General features: G+C 33.0%; 14 protein-coding genes. 13 read left to right on the top strand and 1 reads right to left on the bottom strand.

Annotation, left to right across the window (positions count from 1 at the left end):
- The first annotated feature begins 160 nt into the window (after window positions 1-160).
- Together IWX80_RS14050 and IWX80_RS14045 are read left to right on the top strand one after the other, a co-directional pair.
- Window positions 161-691 carry an RNA polymerase sigma factor gene (locus IWX80_RS14050; RefSeq protein WP_091170368.1) on the top strand — a complete coding sequence of 177 codons (531 nt, stop codon included), beginning with the start codon at window positions 161-163 and terminating at the stop codon, window positions 689-691.
- On the top strand, window positions 691-1,476 hold the full coding sequence (locus tag IWX80_RS14045) for an anti-sigma factor (protein WP_196854001.1): 786 nt from the start codon (window positions 691-693) through the stop codon (window positions 1,474-1,476). The genes IWX80_RS14050 and IWX80_RS14045 overlap by 1 nt, the downstream gene beginning before the upstream one ends.
- Window positions 1,477-1,551: 75 nt before the next feature.
- Here the strand turns inward: IWX80_RS14045 and ccsA are convergent, their stop codons facing one another.
- A complete protein-coding gene (gene ccsA / locus IWX80_RS14040; protein WP_196854000.1) occupies window positions 1,552-4,758 on the bottom strand; it encodes a cytochrome c biogenesis protein CcsA in 3,207 nt (1,068 codons plus the stop codon).
- A 199-nt stretch (window positions 4,759-4,957) separates the two neighbouring features.
- On the opposite strand from ccsA, the gene IWX80_RS14035 reads away from it, so the two are divergent.
- The 11 genes from IWX80_RS14035 to IWX80_RS13985 all read left to right on the top strand — a co-directional run bounded on the left by IWX80_RS14035 (window position 4,958) and on the right by IWX80_RS13985 (window position 16,202).
- Complete coding sequence (locus tag IWX80_RS14035; RefSeq protein ID WP_196853999.1) at window positions 4,958-5,731, top strand: Rossmann-like and DUF2520 domain-containing protein; 774 nt, start codon at window positions 4,958-4,960, stop codon at window positions 5,729-5,731.
- The gene (locus tag IWX80_RS14030) at window positions 5,715-6,242 is read left to right on the top strand and encodes a KdsC family phosphatase (RefSeq protein WP_196853998.1); all 528 of its coding nucleotides are present in this window, start codon (window positions 5,715-5,717) and stop codon (window positions 6,240-6,242) included. The genes IWX80_RS14035 and IWX80_RS14030 overlap by 17 nt, the downstream gene beginning before the upstream one ends.
- 69 nt (window positions 6,243-6,311) lie before the next feature.
- Window positions 6,312-7,193, top strand: a complete 882-nt coding sequence (locus IWX80_RS14025; protein ID WP_196854230.1) for a geranylgeranylglycerol-phosphate geranylgeranyltransferase — start codon at window positions 6,312-6,314, stop codon at window positions 7,191-7,193.
- Window positions 7,186-7,770: a Maf-like protein gene (locus IWX80_RS14020; protein WP_196853997.1), complete on the top strand. Its 585-nt coding sequence runs from the start codon at window positions 7,186-7,188 to the stop codon at window positions 7,768-7,770. The genes IWX80_RS14025 and IWX80_RS14020 overlap by 8 nt, the downstream gene beginning before the upstream one ends.
- Before the next feature lie 13 nt (window positions 7,771-7,783).
- Complete coding sequence (locus IWX80_RS14015; protein ID WP_196853996.1) at window positions 7,784-8,314, top strand: mechanosensitive ion channel domain-containing protein; 531 nt, start codon at window positions 7,784-7,786, stop codon at window positions 8,312-8,314.
- A gap of 175 nt (window positions 8,315-8,489) precedes the next feature.
- Window positions 8,490-9,689, top strand: coding sequence for an AI-2E family transporter (locus IWX80_RS14010; RefSeq protein WP_196853995.1), 1,200 nt, complete (start codon window positions 8,490-8,492; stop codon window positions 9,687-9,689).
- A gap of 262 nt (window positions 9,690-9,951) precedes the next feature.
- On the top strand, window positions 9,952-11,622 hold the full coding sequence (locus IWX80_RS14005) for a hypothetical protein (RefSeq protein ID WP_334682364.1): 1,671 nt from the start codon (window positions 9,952-9,954) through the stop codon (window positions 11,620-11,622).
- A 185-nt stretch (window positions 11,623-11,807) separates the two neighbouring features.
- Window positions 11,808-12,125, top strand: coding sequence for a hypothetical protein (locus tag IWX80_RS14000; protein ID WP_113633668.1), 318 nt, complete (start codon window positions 11,808-11,810; stop codon window positions 12,123-12,125).
- Window positions 12,126-12,282: 157 nt separating this feature from the next.
- Window positions 12,283-12,774, top strand: a complete 492-nt coding sequence (locus tag IWX80_RS13995; RefSeq protein ID WP_196853993.1) for a hypothetical protein — start codon at window positions 12,283-12,285, stop codon at window positions 12,772-12,774.
- 179 nt (window positions 12,775-12,953) lie between these two features.
- Window positions 12,954-13,517, top strand: coding sequence for a hypothetical protein (locus IWX80_RS13990; RefSeq protein WP_196853992.1), 564 nt, complete (start codon window positions 12,954-12,956; stop codon window positions 13,515-13,517).
- A gap of 153 nt (window positions 13,518-13,670) precedes the next feature.
- Window positions 13,671-16,202, top strand: a complete 2,532-nt coding sequence (locus IWX80_RS13985; RefSeq protein ID WP_196853991.1) for a PIG-L family deacetylase — start codon at window positions 13,671-13,673, stop codon at window positions 16,200-16,202.
- Window positions 16,203-16,307 lie beyond the last annotated feature (105 nt).

Here is a 16,307-nt window from a genome sequence, read left to right as displayed (position 1 = left end):
AATACTAAAAAAAAATTAAAATAATACACAAACAACTGATTATCAATATTTTAAAAACTTAAAAAAAATCAAATTATTTTTATTTTGATGTTGGCAACTAGATAATCTGTTATTTTTAAATAAGAATGTATAAGTTTGTAATAGTTAAATAAATAAACGTATGAGTCAAGAAGAATTATTAGTATTAATTTACAAGAAAGACGAAAGAGCATTTACACATCTCTATGATATGTATTCCAAAAGTTTATTTTCGGTGATTAATGTTCTTGTAAAAAATAGAGAAGAGGCCGAAGATGTGCTTCAGGAAGTATTTGTTAAAATTTGGAAAAACATTGATTCCTACCATGAAAGCAAAGGAAGATTTTATACTTGGATTCTGAATATTGCCCGAAATACTTCTATTGATAAACTACGTTCTAAGAATTTTAATAACAGTCAAAAAAACCTTTCTACTGATAATTTCGTAAATCACTTTGAAGACAGTTCGAAACTGTCCGACAAAGTGGATACTATAGGTTTACAGGAATTTGTAAAAAGACTGAAACCAAAATGTATTCAAATAATTGATTTACTGTTTTTCAAAGGCTATACCCAACAGGAAGCTTCGGACGAATTGGCAATTCCTTTAGGAACGGTAAAAACGCAAAATAGAAATTGTATTAACGATCTACGAAATTATTTGAAAGTATAATGGAAACAAAAGAATATATTGAATCAGGAATTCTGGAACTTTATGTTTACGGTTTATTAAGTGAAACCGAAAACGAGGAAGTTACAGCTATGGCAAAAAATAACCCGGAAATAAATGCTGAAATTATAGCTATTGAAAAAGCAATTGTTGCACTATCATCTAGCTTTTCACCATTTCATTCGGTAGCTAATTTCGAAAAAATTAAAGAGAAATTAGAGTTGAAACATGCCGAAGTCATACAATTAGAACCTCGTAAAAACAGGTCTCAATACATTGGATGGGCAGCAGCTATCCTATTATTGGTTGGTATTGGATACCAATACAATCAGTTGAACCAAACATCAACGCAAGTTGCTAATACTGAAATTGAAAAAGCAAAACTAGAGAAAGAGTTTAATGTCTTAAAATTAAAAAATGCGGCTAACGAAACAAGTTTAGCGGTTGTCAGAGACATAAAAAATACGGTTGTAGCTCTTGGAGGACAAGCAGTTGCTCCGGAATCTTCGGCTAAAGTATATTGGAACCAAGATACCAAGGTTGTTTATATTGATGCAGCAGGCTTACCAGAACCACCGGAAGGAATGGTGTATCAGGTTTGGGCTTTAAAATTAAGCCCGCTGACTCCTACAAGCATTGGATTATTGGAAGACTTTGATGCAAATGAACAAAAATTATTTGCTGTAAATAATGCTAATGAAGCTGAAGCTTTTGGAATTACACTTGAACCGAAAGGTGGAAGTTTGACTCCTACCATGGAGCAATTATATACGTTAGGAAAAGTATAAAAAAACTCTTTTTCTGTAATACAAAAAAGGTTCAACTTGTAGTTGAACCTTTTTAGCATCTAAAATAAATAAATCTTATTTTTTATAATACTTCTTATATTTTGGATAGGAAATAGCACCAAACAACGTAATTGCACCAAGAGAATACCAAATCCAACTCAATGAATGTGCTTCTCCACTTGCATAAGAATGCAATCCTACCAAGTGAAAATTAACACCATAATAGGTGAACAAAATAGATATAAAAGCAAACATACTCATCAAATTGAAAATCCATTTCCCTCGTAAAGAAGGAACGAATCGAGCATGAATTACAAAAGCATAAACCATAATACTGATTAAAGCCCAGGTTTCTTTTGGATCCCATCCCCAGTAACGTCCCCAACTTTCATTGGCCCATTGTCCTCCTAGGAAGTTTCCAATAGTCAACATTATCAAACCTATCGTTAATGCTAATTCGTTGATATAAGTAATTTCCTGAATATTCAAATCCATTTTGGCTTTGTTTTTTTCATTGGTAAAAGAAATCAATAATAATGAAACTGCTCCTAAAATAAATCCTAATGCAAACGGTCCATAACTAGCCACAATTACCGCAACGTGAATCATCAACCAGTAGGAATTCAGTACTGGTTGCAGATTTGCAATCTCCGGATCAATCCAGTTTAGATTTGCAGCCCAAAGAATCATTGCGGTTACAAAAGCTGATGAAGCCACAGTAAGTTTTGATTTTCTGTCGAAAGCCAAACCAAAAAACATGGTAGCCCAAGCAATATATATAATTGATTCATACGCATTACTCCAAGGTGCGTGACCGGAAATATACCACCGAGCAATTAAGCCCACAGTATGCAATGCAAATAATAATCCTATAATAATATGCATTGTATTTACTGCTATAGCTAATACTTTTCGCTCTTTGAAGATTTGCATAATTGTAAAAAACAACATCAAAATTGCCGCTACAGCATACCAATAAAAAAGTTTATTGAAAACATCATATTTATTATACAACACTTCTGATGTAATTCTTTCTTCACTTGGTCTCACTTTACTACCAAAACGTTTTTGGAAACCATTGATACTTTCCAGTAATTCATAGGCAGTTTTGTAATCATTAGAAGTTGAAGCGTTTGCCAAAGAACCAAAATACAAAGGCAATACATTTTTAGTATACGTCGCTTCCATTCCTTTGAAACCAGCTTCGTTGAGTTCTAAATAAGAAACCCACTTGTTATTTTTATCATCCGGAATAGGGAAAATTTTCAATATTCGACCGCTTAACGCAGATTCCATCAAATTTACTCTTTTATCTGTTTCGATAAAATCCTTTTCAAATTGATTGGGGTTAGCCGCCTTAAATGATTCTTCTAAATATTTAGAAAGTTTATAATTACCTTTAGCATCAAAGAAAGCCACAAAAGGTGCAAATTTAGCTTTCTTATCAACACCGATTATTTTTCTTAAACTGTCATTTCCTCTTCTTAAATGAATAATTGGAATCTCAATCCAATAGCTAGCATACTGAGTGATGGACAAGAAAACCTGGTCTGAATTCATATCATTGTATGAATCACTCTGGCTTACTTTTCGCAACAATTCAGATGAAAACGTATTAATCGGTTTCATTCTACCGCCTCCGTCTTGGATAACAAGTCTACCAAATTTTGCCGCATGTTCTGCAGGCACTTTATACTTAGTTATCAAGTCATTCAGTTCATCCTGACTGAATACTTTTTTAGAATGATTTGCGTGTGTTGCAGGTGCTGCTTCTGCTTCCGTATGCGCATGTCCTTCATGATCAGCGTGATTGTGTTCTTGTTCTTGTGCAAAACTGCTGAAACTGAACATAAAAACTAAAATGGTCAACAATTTAGCTTTCTTAGTTTTAACCACTTCCAATTTGCGTTTGATATCTGCAAAACGAGAATATTTGGTAAACATAATTGCCATCATTGCAAAATACAACATAAAATAACCAATGTAAGTCAGCGTAGTTCCCCAAAAATCATGATTTACAGATAGAATGGTCCCTTTTTCATCTGGATCAAATCCTGATTGAAAAAAGCGATATCCATCGTAATCTAAAACATTATTCATATAAATTCTGGCATCAAATGGTTCTTTGTCTTCAACGGTTACTTTACTTTCAAACGAAGAATAACTTTTCTCCGTTCCTGGATATTTCTGGGCAATAAAATCATTCAATTTTATCTTGAAAGGCAACACATACGCTTTACTTCCGTAGAAAAAAGAGTAATCGATATTCCCGATTTTTACAGTTTTGGCCTCTCCTATTTTACCTTTGGAACCTAAAACCGTAACCGTTTTTTCTTGACCGTCAGCAATAACTTTTACCGTTACCGCATCCTCATGATTTTTAGCTTTGAAATCATTATCCGATTCATAATCAACAATTCCTTTTACGGCAGGATCTGGAAATACAAATCGCATTTCACCTATGCTATATAACGAACGCATCATTAAGGGTTGGGCGTTGTCTTTAGTAACTTTGCCCTGTAATTTATCCGCCATTCGCATAAAGTTTCCTTCAAAAGGCGTTTGAATTGTGTAGGCACTTCCGCTCGTATTGATATTTATGGCTCCATCCGTAAATTTATTTAACGAAAATAAAACATTATGAATATTTTGTACTTCGCCATCTTTCAAGAAATGCTCGTGACGACCGCCATCACCAGCTTCTACAATTTTTAAAAACACTGTTCCCTTTGGATCAGGCTTAATATATTCTTTGGCTCCCATTATGAAATTTTCATATTTTACTTCAAATGGTGTGTCAGCAAACTTTTCAGAAATACGGAAATTATTATTTACAGCTGGTGAAAGCAACACTTGTTTTTCAAAAACGCGGCGTTTCATTTCACCCTTATATTCGCCATCAACAAAAACAGTCAAAAAGGTTTTATCTGAAAAAACCTGATTTTCCGAAGCACCTTCTCTGATGGGCATCATTCCTTCATAACTGATGTAACGCGTTACAAAAGCACCCGCAATAATGAATATAAAAGACAAATGGAGTAATAAAGTTGCCCATTTTTCTTTTTTTAAGAGTTGGTAACGCTTAATATTTCCAATGAAATTGATCAAGAAAAATACGTGAATGGCTTCAAACCACCAGGCATTGTAAATTAAAATTTTAGCGGTATCGGTGTTGTATTTACTTTCGATAAAAGTTCCGGTGGCCATTGCAACGGCATAGGAAATAAATAAAAAAGCCATTAATCGGGTAGAAAACAAAAAAGAGAATATTTTTTTATCCATTTTTATGGGATTATGTTTTGTAAAAGTGCCACAAAAGTACTTAAAAATGTTGACTTCTTTATTCTGACATTTGTTAATTAAATCCAAAATTAAGAATGAAAGTCAAAGACTGAAAAGGCTCTTTTTAAGGCTAAATCCACTTTTTTATTCGTGTAATTTTCGAATAAAACTCTTAATATTTTTTTGCTAATTTTGTCGCATGGTCAAAGTAGTAATTATTGGTTCCGGAAATGTTGCGCAACATCTGATTGCCGCTTTTCAAAATGCTCAAAATTCAGGAACAGAAATTGAGCTAATTCAGGTGTATTCCAGACAAACAGCAAGTGTATCTCACCTACTCGATTTAGATCAAATCACAAATGATTTAGATGCTTTGGCGGAAGCGGACTTGTATATAATTGCAGTTTCTGACGATGCAATTGAAGCAATTTCGTCACAACTTCCGTTTAAAAACCGGTTGGTAGTGCATACTTCAGGAAGTGTTCCGTTGAATATTTTGAATGAAGACAATCGTAAAGGAGTTTTTTATCCTTTGCAAACTTTTACCAAAAACAAACCCGTTGATTTTAAAATGATTCCCATTTGCTTGGAAAGTGAAAATGCTACCGATTATCAATTACTGGATAAAGTAGCCAAATCAATTTCTGAAAAAGTTTTCGCAATCAATTCAGAACAACGAAAAGCCTTGCATGTAGCAGCGGTATTTGTAAATAATTTCACAAATCATTTGTACCAAATAGGTCAGGAAATTTGTCAGGAAAACCAAGTTCCTTTCGAAATTCTGAAACCTTTAATCGCTGAAACTGCCAATAAAATAATGGTACTTTCTCCCGAAGAAGCACAAACTGGTCCTGCAAAACGCAATGATACGGCTACTATTGAAGCGCATGAAGCTTTTTTGGACAACGGAAATTACCTTGAAATTTATAAAACACTAACACAATCAATACAAGAGAATGGCAAAAAGTTATAAAGAAATAATGAACGATATCACTACTTTTATTTTTGATGTCGATGGCGTACTTACGGACAGTTCTGTTTTTGTAACCAATGAAGGAGAAATTCTGAGAACAATGAACATCAGGGATGGTTATGCTATGAAAGCTGCGGTAGAAAGTGGTTATAATGTATGTATTATTTCAGGTGGAAGCAATGAAGGCGTGAGAGTTAGACTGCGAAATCTTGGCATTACTGATATTTATTTGGGCACACCTGACAAAGTGGAAACCTTTAATGAATATACTGATGTGTACCAAATAAATCCAGAACACATATTGTATATGGGAGATGATATTCCAGATTATCATGTGATGAAATTAGTGGGATTACCAACTTGTCCTCAAGATGCAAGTCCGGAAATCAAAGCCATTTCAAGATATATTTCGCATAAAAATGGAGGAAAAGGTGCTGCGAGAGATGTTATTGAACAAGTTATGAAAGCGCAAGGTAAATGGATGGCGCATTTTGACGGGAAACACGATTAGTACTATTATAAATTTTAAATAACATCTGTGGTTCCATTTCTAAAACTCATCCGATACCAAAACCTACTTATGCTCGCTTTTATGCAGCTTATTTTTAGGTACGGATTTTTTAAAATTCAAAATATTCCTTTGGCTTTAGCTGATTGGCAATATGGATTATTGGTTCTGTCAACCGTACTGATTGCTGCTGGTGGCTATGTAATTAATAATATTTTCGACCAACAGACGGATGTCATCAATAAACCCAATAATGTTGTTGTAGGCAAAAGCATTTCGGAAACGCAAGCCTATAATTTTTACATTGGACTTACTGTAACGGGTGTGGCCATTGGATTTTACTTATCAAATGTTATAGACAAACCAGGTTTTGCTTCTATTTTTATTATGGTTGCCGCAACACTTTATTTGTACGCCACAAATTTCAAACAAATGATGCTTATTGGCAACATAGCTGTAGCATTACTGCTTTCTTTTAGTGTAGTTATTATTGGAATTTTCGATTTATATCCTGTCACAGGTATTGAAAATCAACAGCAAATGGGATTGCTTTTTTCTATTTTGCTGGATTACGCTATTTTTGCTTTTATGATTAATCTGTTGCGGGAAATCGTTAAAGACATTGAGGATACCGATGGCGATTACAACCAAGGAATGAACACCTTACCTATTGCAATAGGAAAATCGAGAACTGGAAAAATTGTTTTTGGATTATGTTTTATTCCACTTTTTTTTATTTTATTTTACATCAATAAATACTTGTTCGAATTACTTTTCGTTACACTATATCTGTTGCTTTTTGTTGTTGGTCCGCTGATTTTTTTTACCGTGAAAATGTGGTCGGCTACATCCAAGAAAGAGTTACGCATTTTGAGTGGACTTTTAAAATGGATTCTGCTTTTTGGAATCCTTTCCGTTGTTGTTATCAGTTTAAATATGAAATATAATGCTTAGAAATAAATTAAAAAAATACACTTTAATTCTGGCTTCGGGTTCACCGAGACGCCAGCAATTTTTTAAAGATTTAGACTTGGATTTTGAAATTCGGTTGAAAGAAATTGAAGAAATCTATCCTCCAGAATTAAAAGCGCACGAAATCACTAATTATTTGGCTGAATTAAAAGCCAGCGCTTTTGAAGGAGAATTAAATCCGAATGAAATTCTGATTACCAGCGATACCATTGTTTGGCATAACAACAAGGCTTTAGGTAAACCAAAAGATGAACAAGATGCATTTGAAATCTTGAAATCTTTATCGAATGCTACTCATGAAGTCATTACTTCCGTTTGCTTTAAAACCAATGAAAAAGTCGAAATAATACACGAAATAACAAAAGTCACTTTCACTGAATTAAGCGAGGAATCCATTCGTTATTATTTGGAAAACTACAAACCGTATGACAAAGCCGGTTCGTATGGAATTCAGGAATGGATTGGCTTTATTGGCGTTTCAAAAATTGAAGGTTCCTATGCGAATGTTATGGGAATGCCAACGGATAAAGTGTACGAATATTTAAATAATTTAGCCTAGTCGTTTTATGGAAATGTCATTTATAAAGGAGTTTACCCGAGAATTAATTGCAACCGGAGTATTAGGGATTCTGCTGATTTTATTGCGAGTAATTTCAACAAAATTGGTACGCCGTTATGCAAAATTAAACCAAAAGCTGGAACACAGAACTAATTTAGTTATCAAATACATTCATTTACTGATAAATATCTTGGTAATAATTGCTTTAATAATCATCTGGGGAGTTCAAACCAAGGATATTTTCATTGCACTTTCATCCATCACAACCGTTGTAGGAGTTGCTATGTTTGCGCAATGGTCCATCCTGAGCAACATCACTTCCGGTATTATTTTATTTTTTTCTTTTCCGTTTAAAATTGGTGATGTCATCAAAATCCATGATAAGGATTTCCCAATTGAAGCCGAAATTGAAGATATTGGTGCCTTTCATGTTTTCTTAAAAACGATTGAAGGCGAGAAGATTATTTATCCCAACAATTTGCTTTTACAAAAAGGAATCTCCATTTTAAAAAATCATTTTGAAAATAAAGAATTCGTAGATTAATTCATAACTTTATAAATAGTAATTTATTTTTTATTACTAAATCACTTGATTAAGAAGTGATAATTATGCAACAATTGCTAAAAAATATGTAATACTTTAATTTTTATATTAGCACATATTTGTCGGTTGAAAACTCGTAAAAAACAGTTGATTTATAAAACAAAACCAAAAAGATATGAATGACATCCTAAAACTTCCATTTTATGCAAAATTAAGCTTGACTTTACTGGGTTTAATTTCGATTGTCTTTATTTTTTACATTGGTCAAGACATATTGATTCCTGTAATGATGTCGTTTTTATTTGCCATCTTATTGTATCCTATTGTTCAGTTTTTCAAATCAAAACTTCGTTTTCCGCATGTATTGGCTGTAATGATAGCGGTGATATTATTTGTATTAATTTTTATCGGACTTTTTGTATTCCTATCTTTTCAAATCAGTGATTTTGCAGATGATTTTGATAAAATTGAAAGAAATATTAACATTCATCTTAGAAATATTCAAGGATTTGTGCGAGATAATTTTCATTTGAGTTCTAGAGAGCAAAAGCAATATATTGATACTGCTACTGAAGATTCGATGGAAAAAGGAAAAGAAATCATTGGAACTACGTTAATGTCATTTACGGATACGCTGGTAAATTTAACTTTGATTCCTATTTATACTTTTTTAATTCTTTTATACAGAACCCATTTTTTACTGTTTTTATCAAAATTAATTAAAAAAGAAAATCATGATCAGCTAAAAAATATTCTTACTAATGTTAGAGTAGCCATCAACAGTTATATTGTGGGTTTGATTATAGAAATGATTTTAATATCTGTAATGACAACGCTTGGTTTTATGCTTATAGGTGTGAAATACGCCATTTTATTGGGAATAATTACAGGAATTCTGAATTTGATTCCGTACATAGGAATTCTATTTGCAGGCGTTTTAAGTATTGTCGCTTCACTTACCGGCTCCCCTGATTTATCAATAATTGTTGGTGTGATTGTAATTACAATCGTGGTTCAGCTTATTGATAATAATGTAATTGTACCATTAATTGTAAGTTCTAAAGTTGAAATAAACGCATTTGTATCGATTGTTGGAATCATTATTGGTGGTGCAATTGCCGGAGTTTCCGGTATGTTTTTAGCACTTCCTATTCTTGCTGTTTTAAAAGTGATTTTCGACAGAATTGAATCATTGGAACCTTGGGGATATTTAATGGGCGATCATTTACCTAAAACTTATACATGGCGTAAAATTAAATTACCGCTCTTTGATTCTGAAGTACCATCTGAAAAAATCATAATCAAAGCTGATGTTGTTGTACCTGTTTTTACTGAAACTACTACAGAAACTGATTCAAACCGAACCAATAATTAGATTAAGTATTCAAAAAAATTTCACTTTCAAATTCTGAACCTTTTAAATCTTATGTAATCAAAGAGCTATATTCTTGATTTGCTTCACTATTTTTACAGTTGATTCTTTGACAATGTATAAAAAAATAAAACTGCTAATATTTCTTCTTTTTGTCTGTGTTTCTCAGATAACTATTGCACAAGAAACAAAGACCAAAAAAGATTCCTCTAACTTTTATTCAGATATTAAAAACTATTCCAAAAAAAATAAGTTCACCAGATTAATGCATAAAATCGTTTTTAGAACGCCAGTTATAAAAAACGAAATAACAAAAGAAGTCCAAAAAGAATACAGAAGTTTTGAAGGTAAAATTATAAGGAACATTACTATTCTAACGCTCGATCCTTTTGGTTATTCTGAAACTGACACTTTAAAAAAACCTAAAAATTGGGCGGAAAGAAATGGAAATAAAATCCATATTAAGACTAACCGACTTGCAATAAGAAATTTATTGCTTATCAAAAAAAACAAACCTTTTGATTCCCTGCTTGTGAAAGAATCAGAACGTTTGATACGTACACAACGCTTTATAAACCGCGTGGATATTGCTCCCAAATTAATTCTAAATAGCCCTGATTCTGTTGATATTGCTATCCGAGTTTTAGATTCGTGGAGTTTGGTTCCTAAAGGTTCTCTTTCGAGTTCACGAGTAAGCTTTGGACTAAACGATCGCAATTTTTTAGGCTCAGGTCATCAATTTGAAAACAAAATAAGAAATAGATTCAATGATGGTAAAAGCGCTTATTCCGTTGCATACAGTATTCCAAATATAAAAAACACATTTATAAACACTAGGGTCAGCTATCAGATTGATTTAGATGAATATTATGGTAAAAGTATAGCGATTGATCGTCCTTTTTATTCTCCTTTGACAAAATGGGCGGGAGGAATTTATGTCGATCAGCAATTTAGAAAAGACACTGTTCCTGACTCTAATCTAGTTTTTGCTTATCAGAATTTTAAATACAATACACACGATTTTTGGCTTGGGCGTGCTTTTAGAATTTTTAAGGGTAATACTGAAAGTGAAAGAACGACAAATCTTGTTACTACAGGCCGATTTTTACATCTTAAATACCAAGAAAGTCCAGTTTTTGAATATGATCCCGATGATTTTTATTCTAATGAAAAACTCGCTTTGGTTGGCATTGGTATTTCATCACGTAAATTTATTAGAGACCGCTTTATCTTCAGAAACGGAATTGTTGAGGATGTTCCAATTGGAAGAATATACGGAATAACAACCGGTTATCAATATAAAAACAGTGCTGGAAGATACTATTTGGGTGGTCGTGCCGCTTTTGGAAACTTCTACAAATGGGGGTTTCTAAGTGCTAATTTAGAAATTGGAACTTTTTTTGAAAAAGCAACAACAAAACAAACAGCATTTTCTTTTCAGGCCAATTATTTTACCAATCTGCTAAGCATTGGAAGATGGAAATTGCGTCAGTTTGTGAAACCACAACTTGTCATTGGTTCTAACCGAATGGCAGCTATTGGAGACCAACTTTCAATCAACGAAAATTATGGACTCAATGGATTTACAATCGCGCAATATGGTACCGAAAAAGCACTATTAACACTGCAAACTCAAGCCTACGCACCTTGGGATTTATGGGGTTTTCGATTGAATCCCTTTCTAAATTATTCAGTTGCATTACTAGGAAATGCTAAGAACGGCTTTACAGAAAGTAAAGCGTATTCAAAAATTGGAGTTGGTTTCATTATCAACAACGATTATTTGGTTTTTAGTTCGTTCCAAATTTCAATTTCCTACTATCCTGCAATACCGGGATATGGTGAACATATTTTTAAAACCAATTCCTTTGAGACCACTGATTTTGGTTTTCAGGATTTTGAATTAGCAAAACCACGAACTGTAATTTATAGGTAAAATAGATCTTTAATGATAGTTCGAACAATTTAAATTTTTGGAAAATTAATTTTGAAAACATCAAAAATTAGACGTCATATATTTTAGTGGAAATTATATAAATAATGAATTTAATGTTATAAGGATTGGTAGTTTAATATTTGTTACATTTATCAAATAGAAATTTTTAACTAAAACCTAAAGAAATGAAAAAAGTTACCTTTTATTTAATGATGATGGTATTGTCATTGAGTGTTGTTCCTACGCAAATGTTAGCTGCTGAAAAAACTCCAACTTCGGTTTCAAATACCCCAAAAGAAGTACCTGCTGAAGTTAAAGTATTGCTGAATCGTCTTGACGAAATAAAAGCAATGGACAAGTCTGAATTAAGTTCAACTGAGAAAAAAGAATTACGTAAAGAAGTTCGTGCTATAAAAGCAGAATTGAAATCAACTGGAAATGGTATTTATTTATCTGTTGGAGCAATTATCATTGTTATTCTTTTATTGATTCTTTTGTTATAATCCAATAAAAATTACAAATAAAAAAAGGAAACGGATTACCGTTTCCTTTTTTTTTTGAGATGCATAATTCAATATTGGCATAGTTGTTGGCTTTTGTAAAGAAAATATTGACTTAGTCAGTTACCTTTAAATAGATTATTAATTAAAATTTGAAAATATGAAGACATTAAAATTAATTGCCGCGGGAATAGTGCTTTTAGTATCCAGTACTGCCATGCAAGCACAAGTTTCAGTAAATGTAAATATTGGTAGTCCTCCAGCTTGGGGTCCTACAGGTTACTCCGCTGCTGAATATTATTATTTACCAGATGTTCAGGCGTATTATGATGTAAGACAGAGTCAGTTTATTTATTTGGGCGGCGGACAATGGGTTCGTTCAAGAAATTTGCCAACACAATATAGAAACTACGATTTGTATAATGGATACAAAGTGGTGTTAAATGATTATCATGGTTCAAGACCGTATAGTAACTTTAAAAATCATAAAGTTAAATATTATAAAGGATATAAAGGAAAACCACAAAAAACAATAGGAGTACGAAAAGTGGTAGTTCATAAAGATTCTTATAAACGTGGAAATAACGGTAATGGACATCAAAAAAATGGAAATAACGGACATGGAAAAGGACACGGAAAAGACAAACATTAATCCCTCATAAAACCCTATAAATCAGAACCTCCAATCGAGGTTCTTTTTTTTTTAATAAAATCACAGTCTTAATTAAATCTTAAAAAAATGTTAATTATTTTACGTTGGCACAGTTGTTGGAAATTAGTAAAAAGATATATCAATAAAAGAGTCATATAAAATTATTAAAATTAAAGAAGATGAGAACACTAAAATTAATCGCCGTAGGAATTATACTTTTTGCATCAAGTACCATACATGCACAAGTTTCAGTAAATGTAAACATTGGTAGCCCGCCATCTTGGGGACCTGTAGGATATGCCGAAGCACAATATTACTACTTACCAGATGTTGAAGCCTATTATGATGTGAGAGCAACCCAATTTATATATTTCGGTGGTGGACGATGGATTCGCTCCAGAAATTTACCTAACCAATACAGAAATTATGATTTGTATGGCGGTTACAAAGTTGTACTCAATGATTATCGTGGATCAAGACCTTACAATAATTTTAGAAATCACAAAGTCAAATATTATAAAGGATATCATGGTAGAGAACAAAGAAATATAGGTTACAATAATAATCGTAGAGTATATGTTAATCACAGACAAAATGATAACCGAAGATATTACAATAATCACAGAGATAACAACAATCATAGAGACAATAGGAATTATAACGATGACAGAGGAAAAGGCCATGGAAAAGGCCACGGTGGTGATCGCGGACGCGGACATGGTAGAGGTCACGATAGAGACTAAAAAATAAAATAACATCAAAGAGAGAAAGCTACAATTAGTTTTCTCTCTTTTTTTATTTTATCAAAATGCTATTACATAAAGAAAACTAAAAACATTTCAGAAAAAAATATTTAATTCCTACATTTGAAGCTATTGCAAATTAAATTTAAAATAATGCATAAAAAACTCTCCTCAGCCATAATAGTAATTTTAGTTTGTTTTCAAATAACAACTGCGCAACAACCTTCAAAATTAAATTCTGTTGAAATTTACAATCAAATCCAAAAGCTTAATTTTCTGGGTTCGGTACTTTATATAGCAGCACATCCTGATGATGAAAACACCCGATTAATTTCATATTTATCCAATGAACAAAAAGCAAGAACCGGATATTTATCTTTGACACGCGGCGATGGTGGACAGAACTTAATAGGAACACAATTACGCGAATTATTAGGAGTCATAAGAACTCAAGAACTTATTGAAGCCCGAAAAATTGATGGCGGAGAACAGTTTTTTTCCCGTGCCAATGATTTTGGTTTTTCCAAAAATCCAATAGAAACCTTAGAAATTTGGGATAAAGAAAAGGTATTGGCTGACGTTATTTGGGCCATCCGAAAATTTCAACCTGATGTAATTGTTAACAGATTTGATCATCGTTCTCCAGGAACTACGCACGGTCATCACACTTCATCAGCAATGTTGAGCGTCGAAAGTTTTGAACTGGCTAACAATCCAACTGTTTTTCCAGAACAATTAAAATTTGTAAAACCTTGGCAAACTAAACGACAGTTTTTCAATACTTCCTGGTGGTTTTATGGTACTATCGAAAAATTTAATGCTGCTGACAAAAAGAATCTAATTGCTTTAGAAACTGGAGTATATTATGCAGGATTAGGAAAATCTAACCAAGAAATTGCAGCACTAAGCCGCAGCCGTCATCAATCACAAGGATTTGGAAGTACTGGTGAGCGCGGTGAAGAAACAGAATATTTAGAATTCATAAATGGAGATGCTTTAAAAGATAAAAAATCACTTTTTGAAGGAATTGATACTTCTTGGAACCGAGTAAAAGGAGGAAAAGCAATTGGAGAATTATTGACAACTATTGCATCTGAATTCAACCATAATAACCCTTCGGCAAGCATTCCAAATTTGGCGAAAGCCTACGCTATGATGAAAGCTTTGGACGAAAATCACTGGGCACCATTGAAATCCGAAGCCATAAAAGAAATTATAGCAGCTTGTTCTGGTTTGTATCTTGAAGCCGTTGCTCAAAATCAGGAAACGACTCCCGGAAGTACAATCAAATTGAAACTCGAAGCCATTAATAGAAGTACATTGCCTTTTCAATTAATAAGTGTGACCACTTTACCAAATCATATTACGACACCTCAGAATCGGGAATTAAAAAATAATATTCGAAATAACATAAACTTAGATTTAAAATTACCAGAATCAATTAATTATACACAACCGTATTGGTTAAGAGAAAACGGAACTGTGGGAATGTATGCTGTAAATGAGCAGGAAAGTATCGGAATTCCAGATATAATTCGGGAAACGAAAGTGATTTTTAACGTTCAAATCAATGGAATCGAAATTCCTTTTGAACGCACTGTAGTCTATAAATATAATGATGATGTAAAAGGCGAAGTCTATAATTATCTGGATATTGTTCCTGAAGTTACCACTTCAATTGTAGACAAAGTATTGCTTTTTAAAGATACCAAAATTAAATATGTAGGCGTAAAAATCAAAGCAGGTAAAGATGCCGTTAAAGGAAATCTTCAACTTGAACTGCCTCAAAACTGGAATGTTTCACCAAAATCGATTCCTTTTAACATCCCAAAAAAGGGAACGGAACAAATTGTTTATTTTGAAGTAACTGCGCCTAGCAAATCAGATGAAGCAGTTGCAAAAAGTGTTGCGATAATTGATAACAAGCGATTTGATAAAGAACAAATCATCATTAATTATGACCACATTACGAAACAGCAAGTTTTAAAATCGGCTGAAGCCAAATGCATCAAAACAGATTTAAAAACTAATGGTGAAAAAATCGCCTACATTATGGGCGCAGGAGATGAAGTTCCTGGCAGCCTGACTCAATTAGGATACGCGGTTACAATACTTAAACCTGAAGAGATAACACCAGAGAAATTGGAAAATTTTGACGTAGTGATGACCGGTGTTCGAGCTTATAATACGGTTACAGCATTAGCGAATAAGCAAAATATACTTTTTGATTTTGTAAAAGGCGGAAAAACAATGTTGGTCCAATATAATACTGCAGGCGATTTAGTAACCGAAAATATTGCACCTTATCCATTGAAACTATCGCGCGACCGTGTAACGGAAGAAGATGCTGAAGTCCGATTTTTAGCACCAAATCATCCCGTTTTGAATTTTCCAAACAAAATTACCGCTAAAGATTTTCAAGGTTGGAAACAAGAACAAGGATTGTATTACCCAAGCGTATATGACAAGGCCTTCACTCCTATTTTATCTTCTAATGATAAAGGAGAAGCACCTAAAAATGGTGCTTTGCTGATTGCTCCCTATGGAAAAGGGCACTATATTTATACGGGATTAAGTTTTTTTAGAGAATTGCCTGAAGGCGTTACCGGAGCCTATAAATTAATTTCTAATATCATCTCATTGAAATCATCCGAAACTATTCCTCCCCAAAAAATTAAAAACTAAACCAGTCTGAAATGGAAACAAAAAAAATAAAAACCTGGAAGAAAAATTATACTTGGGTCCTTGTAGCCAACGCTATTTACATCTTAATCTTTTGTCTCATCATGA

It is taken from the genome of Flavobacterium sp. CAN_S2 (assembly GCF_015752255.1).
Taxonomy (GTDB): Bacteria; Bacteroidota; Bacteroidia; order Flavobacteriales; family Flavobacteriaceae; genus Flavobacterium.
The sequence above is the reverse complement of the archived record's forward strand: the minus strand, read 5'-3'. Positions and strand labels throughout refer to the sequence as shown.

Coding starts and splice junctions, on each gene's coding strand:
- IWX80_RS14050 (WP_091170368.1), top strand. CDS start 161: ATGAGTCAAGAAGAATTATTAGTATTAATTTACAAGAAAGACGAAAGA.
- IWX80_RS14045 (WP_196854001.1), top strand. CDS start 691: ATGGAAACAAAAGAATATATTGAATCAGGAATTCTGGAACTTTATGTT.
- ccsA (WP_196854000.1), bottom strand. CDS start 4,758: ATGGATAAAAAAATATTCTCTTTTTTGTTTTCTACCCGATTAATGGCT.
- IWX80_RS14035 (WP_196853999.1), top strand. CDS start 4,958: ATGGTCAAAGTAGTAATTATTGGTTCCGGAAATGTTGCGCAACATCTG.
- IWX80_RS14030 (WP_196853998.1), top strand. CDS start 5,715: ATGGCAAAAAGTTATAAAGAAATAATGAACGATATCACTACTTTTATT.
- IWX80_RS14025 (WP_196854230.1), top strand. CDS start 6,312: ATGCTCGCTTTTATGCAGCTTATTTTTAGGTACGGATTTTTTAAAATT.
- IWX80_RS14020 (WP_196853997.1), top strand. CDS start 7,186: ATGCTTAGAAATAAATTAAAAAAATACACTTTAATTCTGGCTTCGGGT.
- IWX80_RS14015 (WP_196853996.1), top strand. CDS start 7,784: ATGTCATTTATAAAGGAGTTTACCCGAGAATTAATTGCAACCGGAGTA.
- IWX80_RS14010 (WP_196853995.1), top strand. CDS start 8,490: ATGAATGACATCCTAAAACTTCCATTTTATGCAAAATTAAGCTTGACT.
- IWX80_RS14005 (WP_334682364.1), top strand. CDS start 9,952: ATGCATAAAATCGTTTTTAGAACGCCAGTTATAAAAAACGAAATAACA.
- IWX80_RS14000 (WP_113633668.1), top strand. CDS start 11,808: ATGAAAAAAGTTACCTTTTATTTAATGATGATGGTATTGTCATTGAGT.
- IWX80_RS13995 (WP_196853993.1), top strand. CDS start 12,283: ATGAAGACATTAAAATTAATTGCCGCGGGAATAGTGCTTTTAGTATCC.
- IWX80_RS13990 (WP_196853992.1), top strand. CDS start 12,954: ATGAGAACACTAAAATTAATCGCCGTAGGAATTATACTTTTTGCATCA.
- IWX80_RS13985 (WP_196853991.1), top strand. CDS start 13,671: ATGCATAAAAAACTCTCCTCAGCCATAATAGTAATTTTAGTTTGTTTT.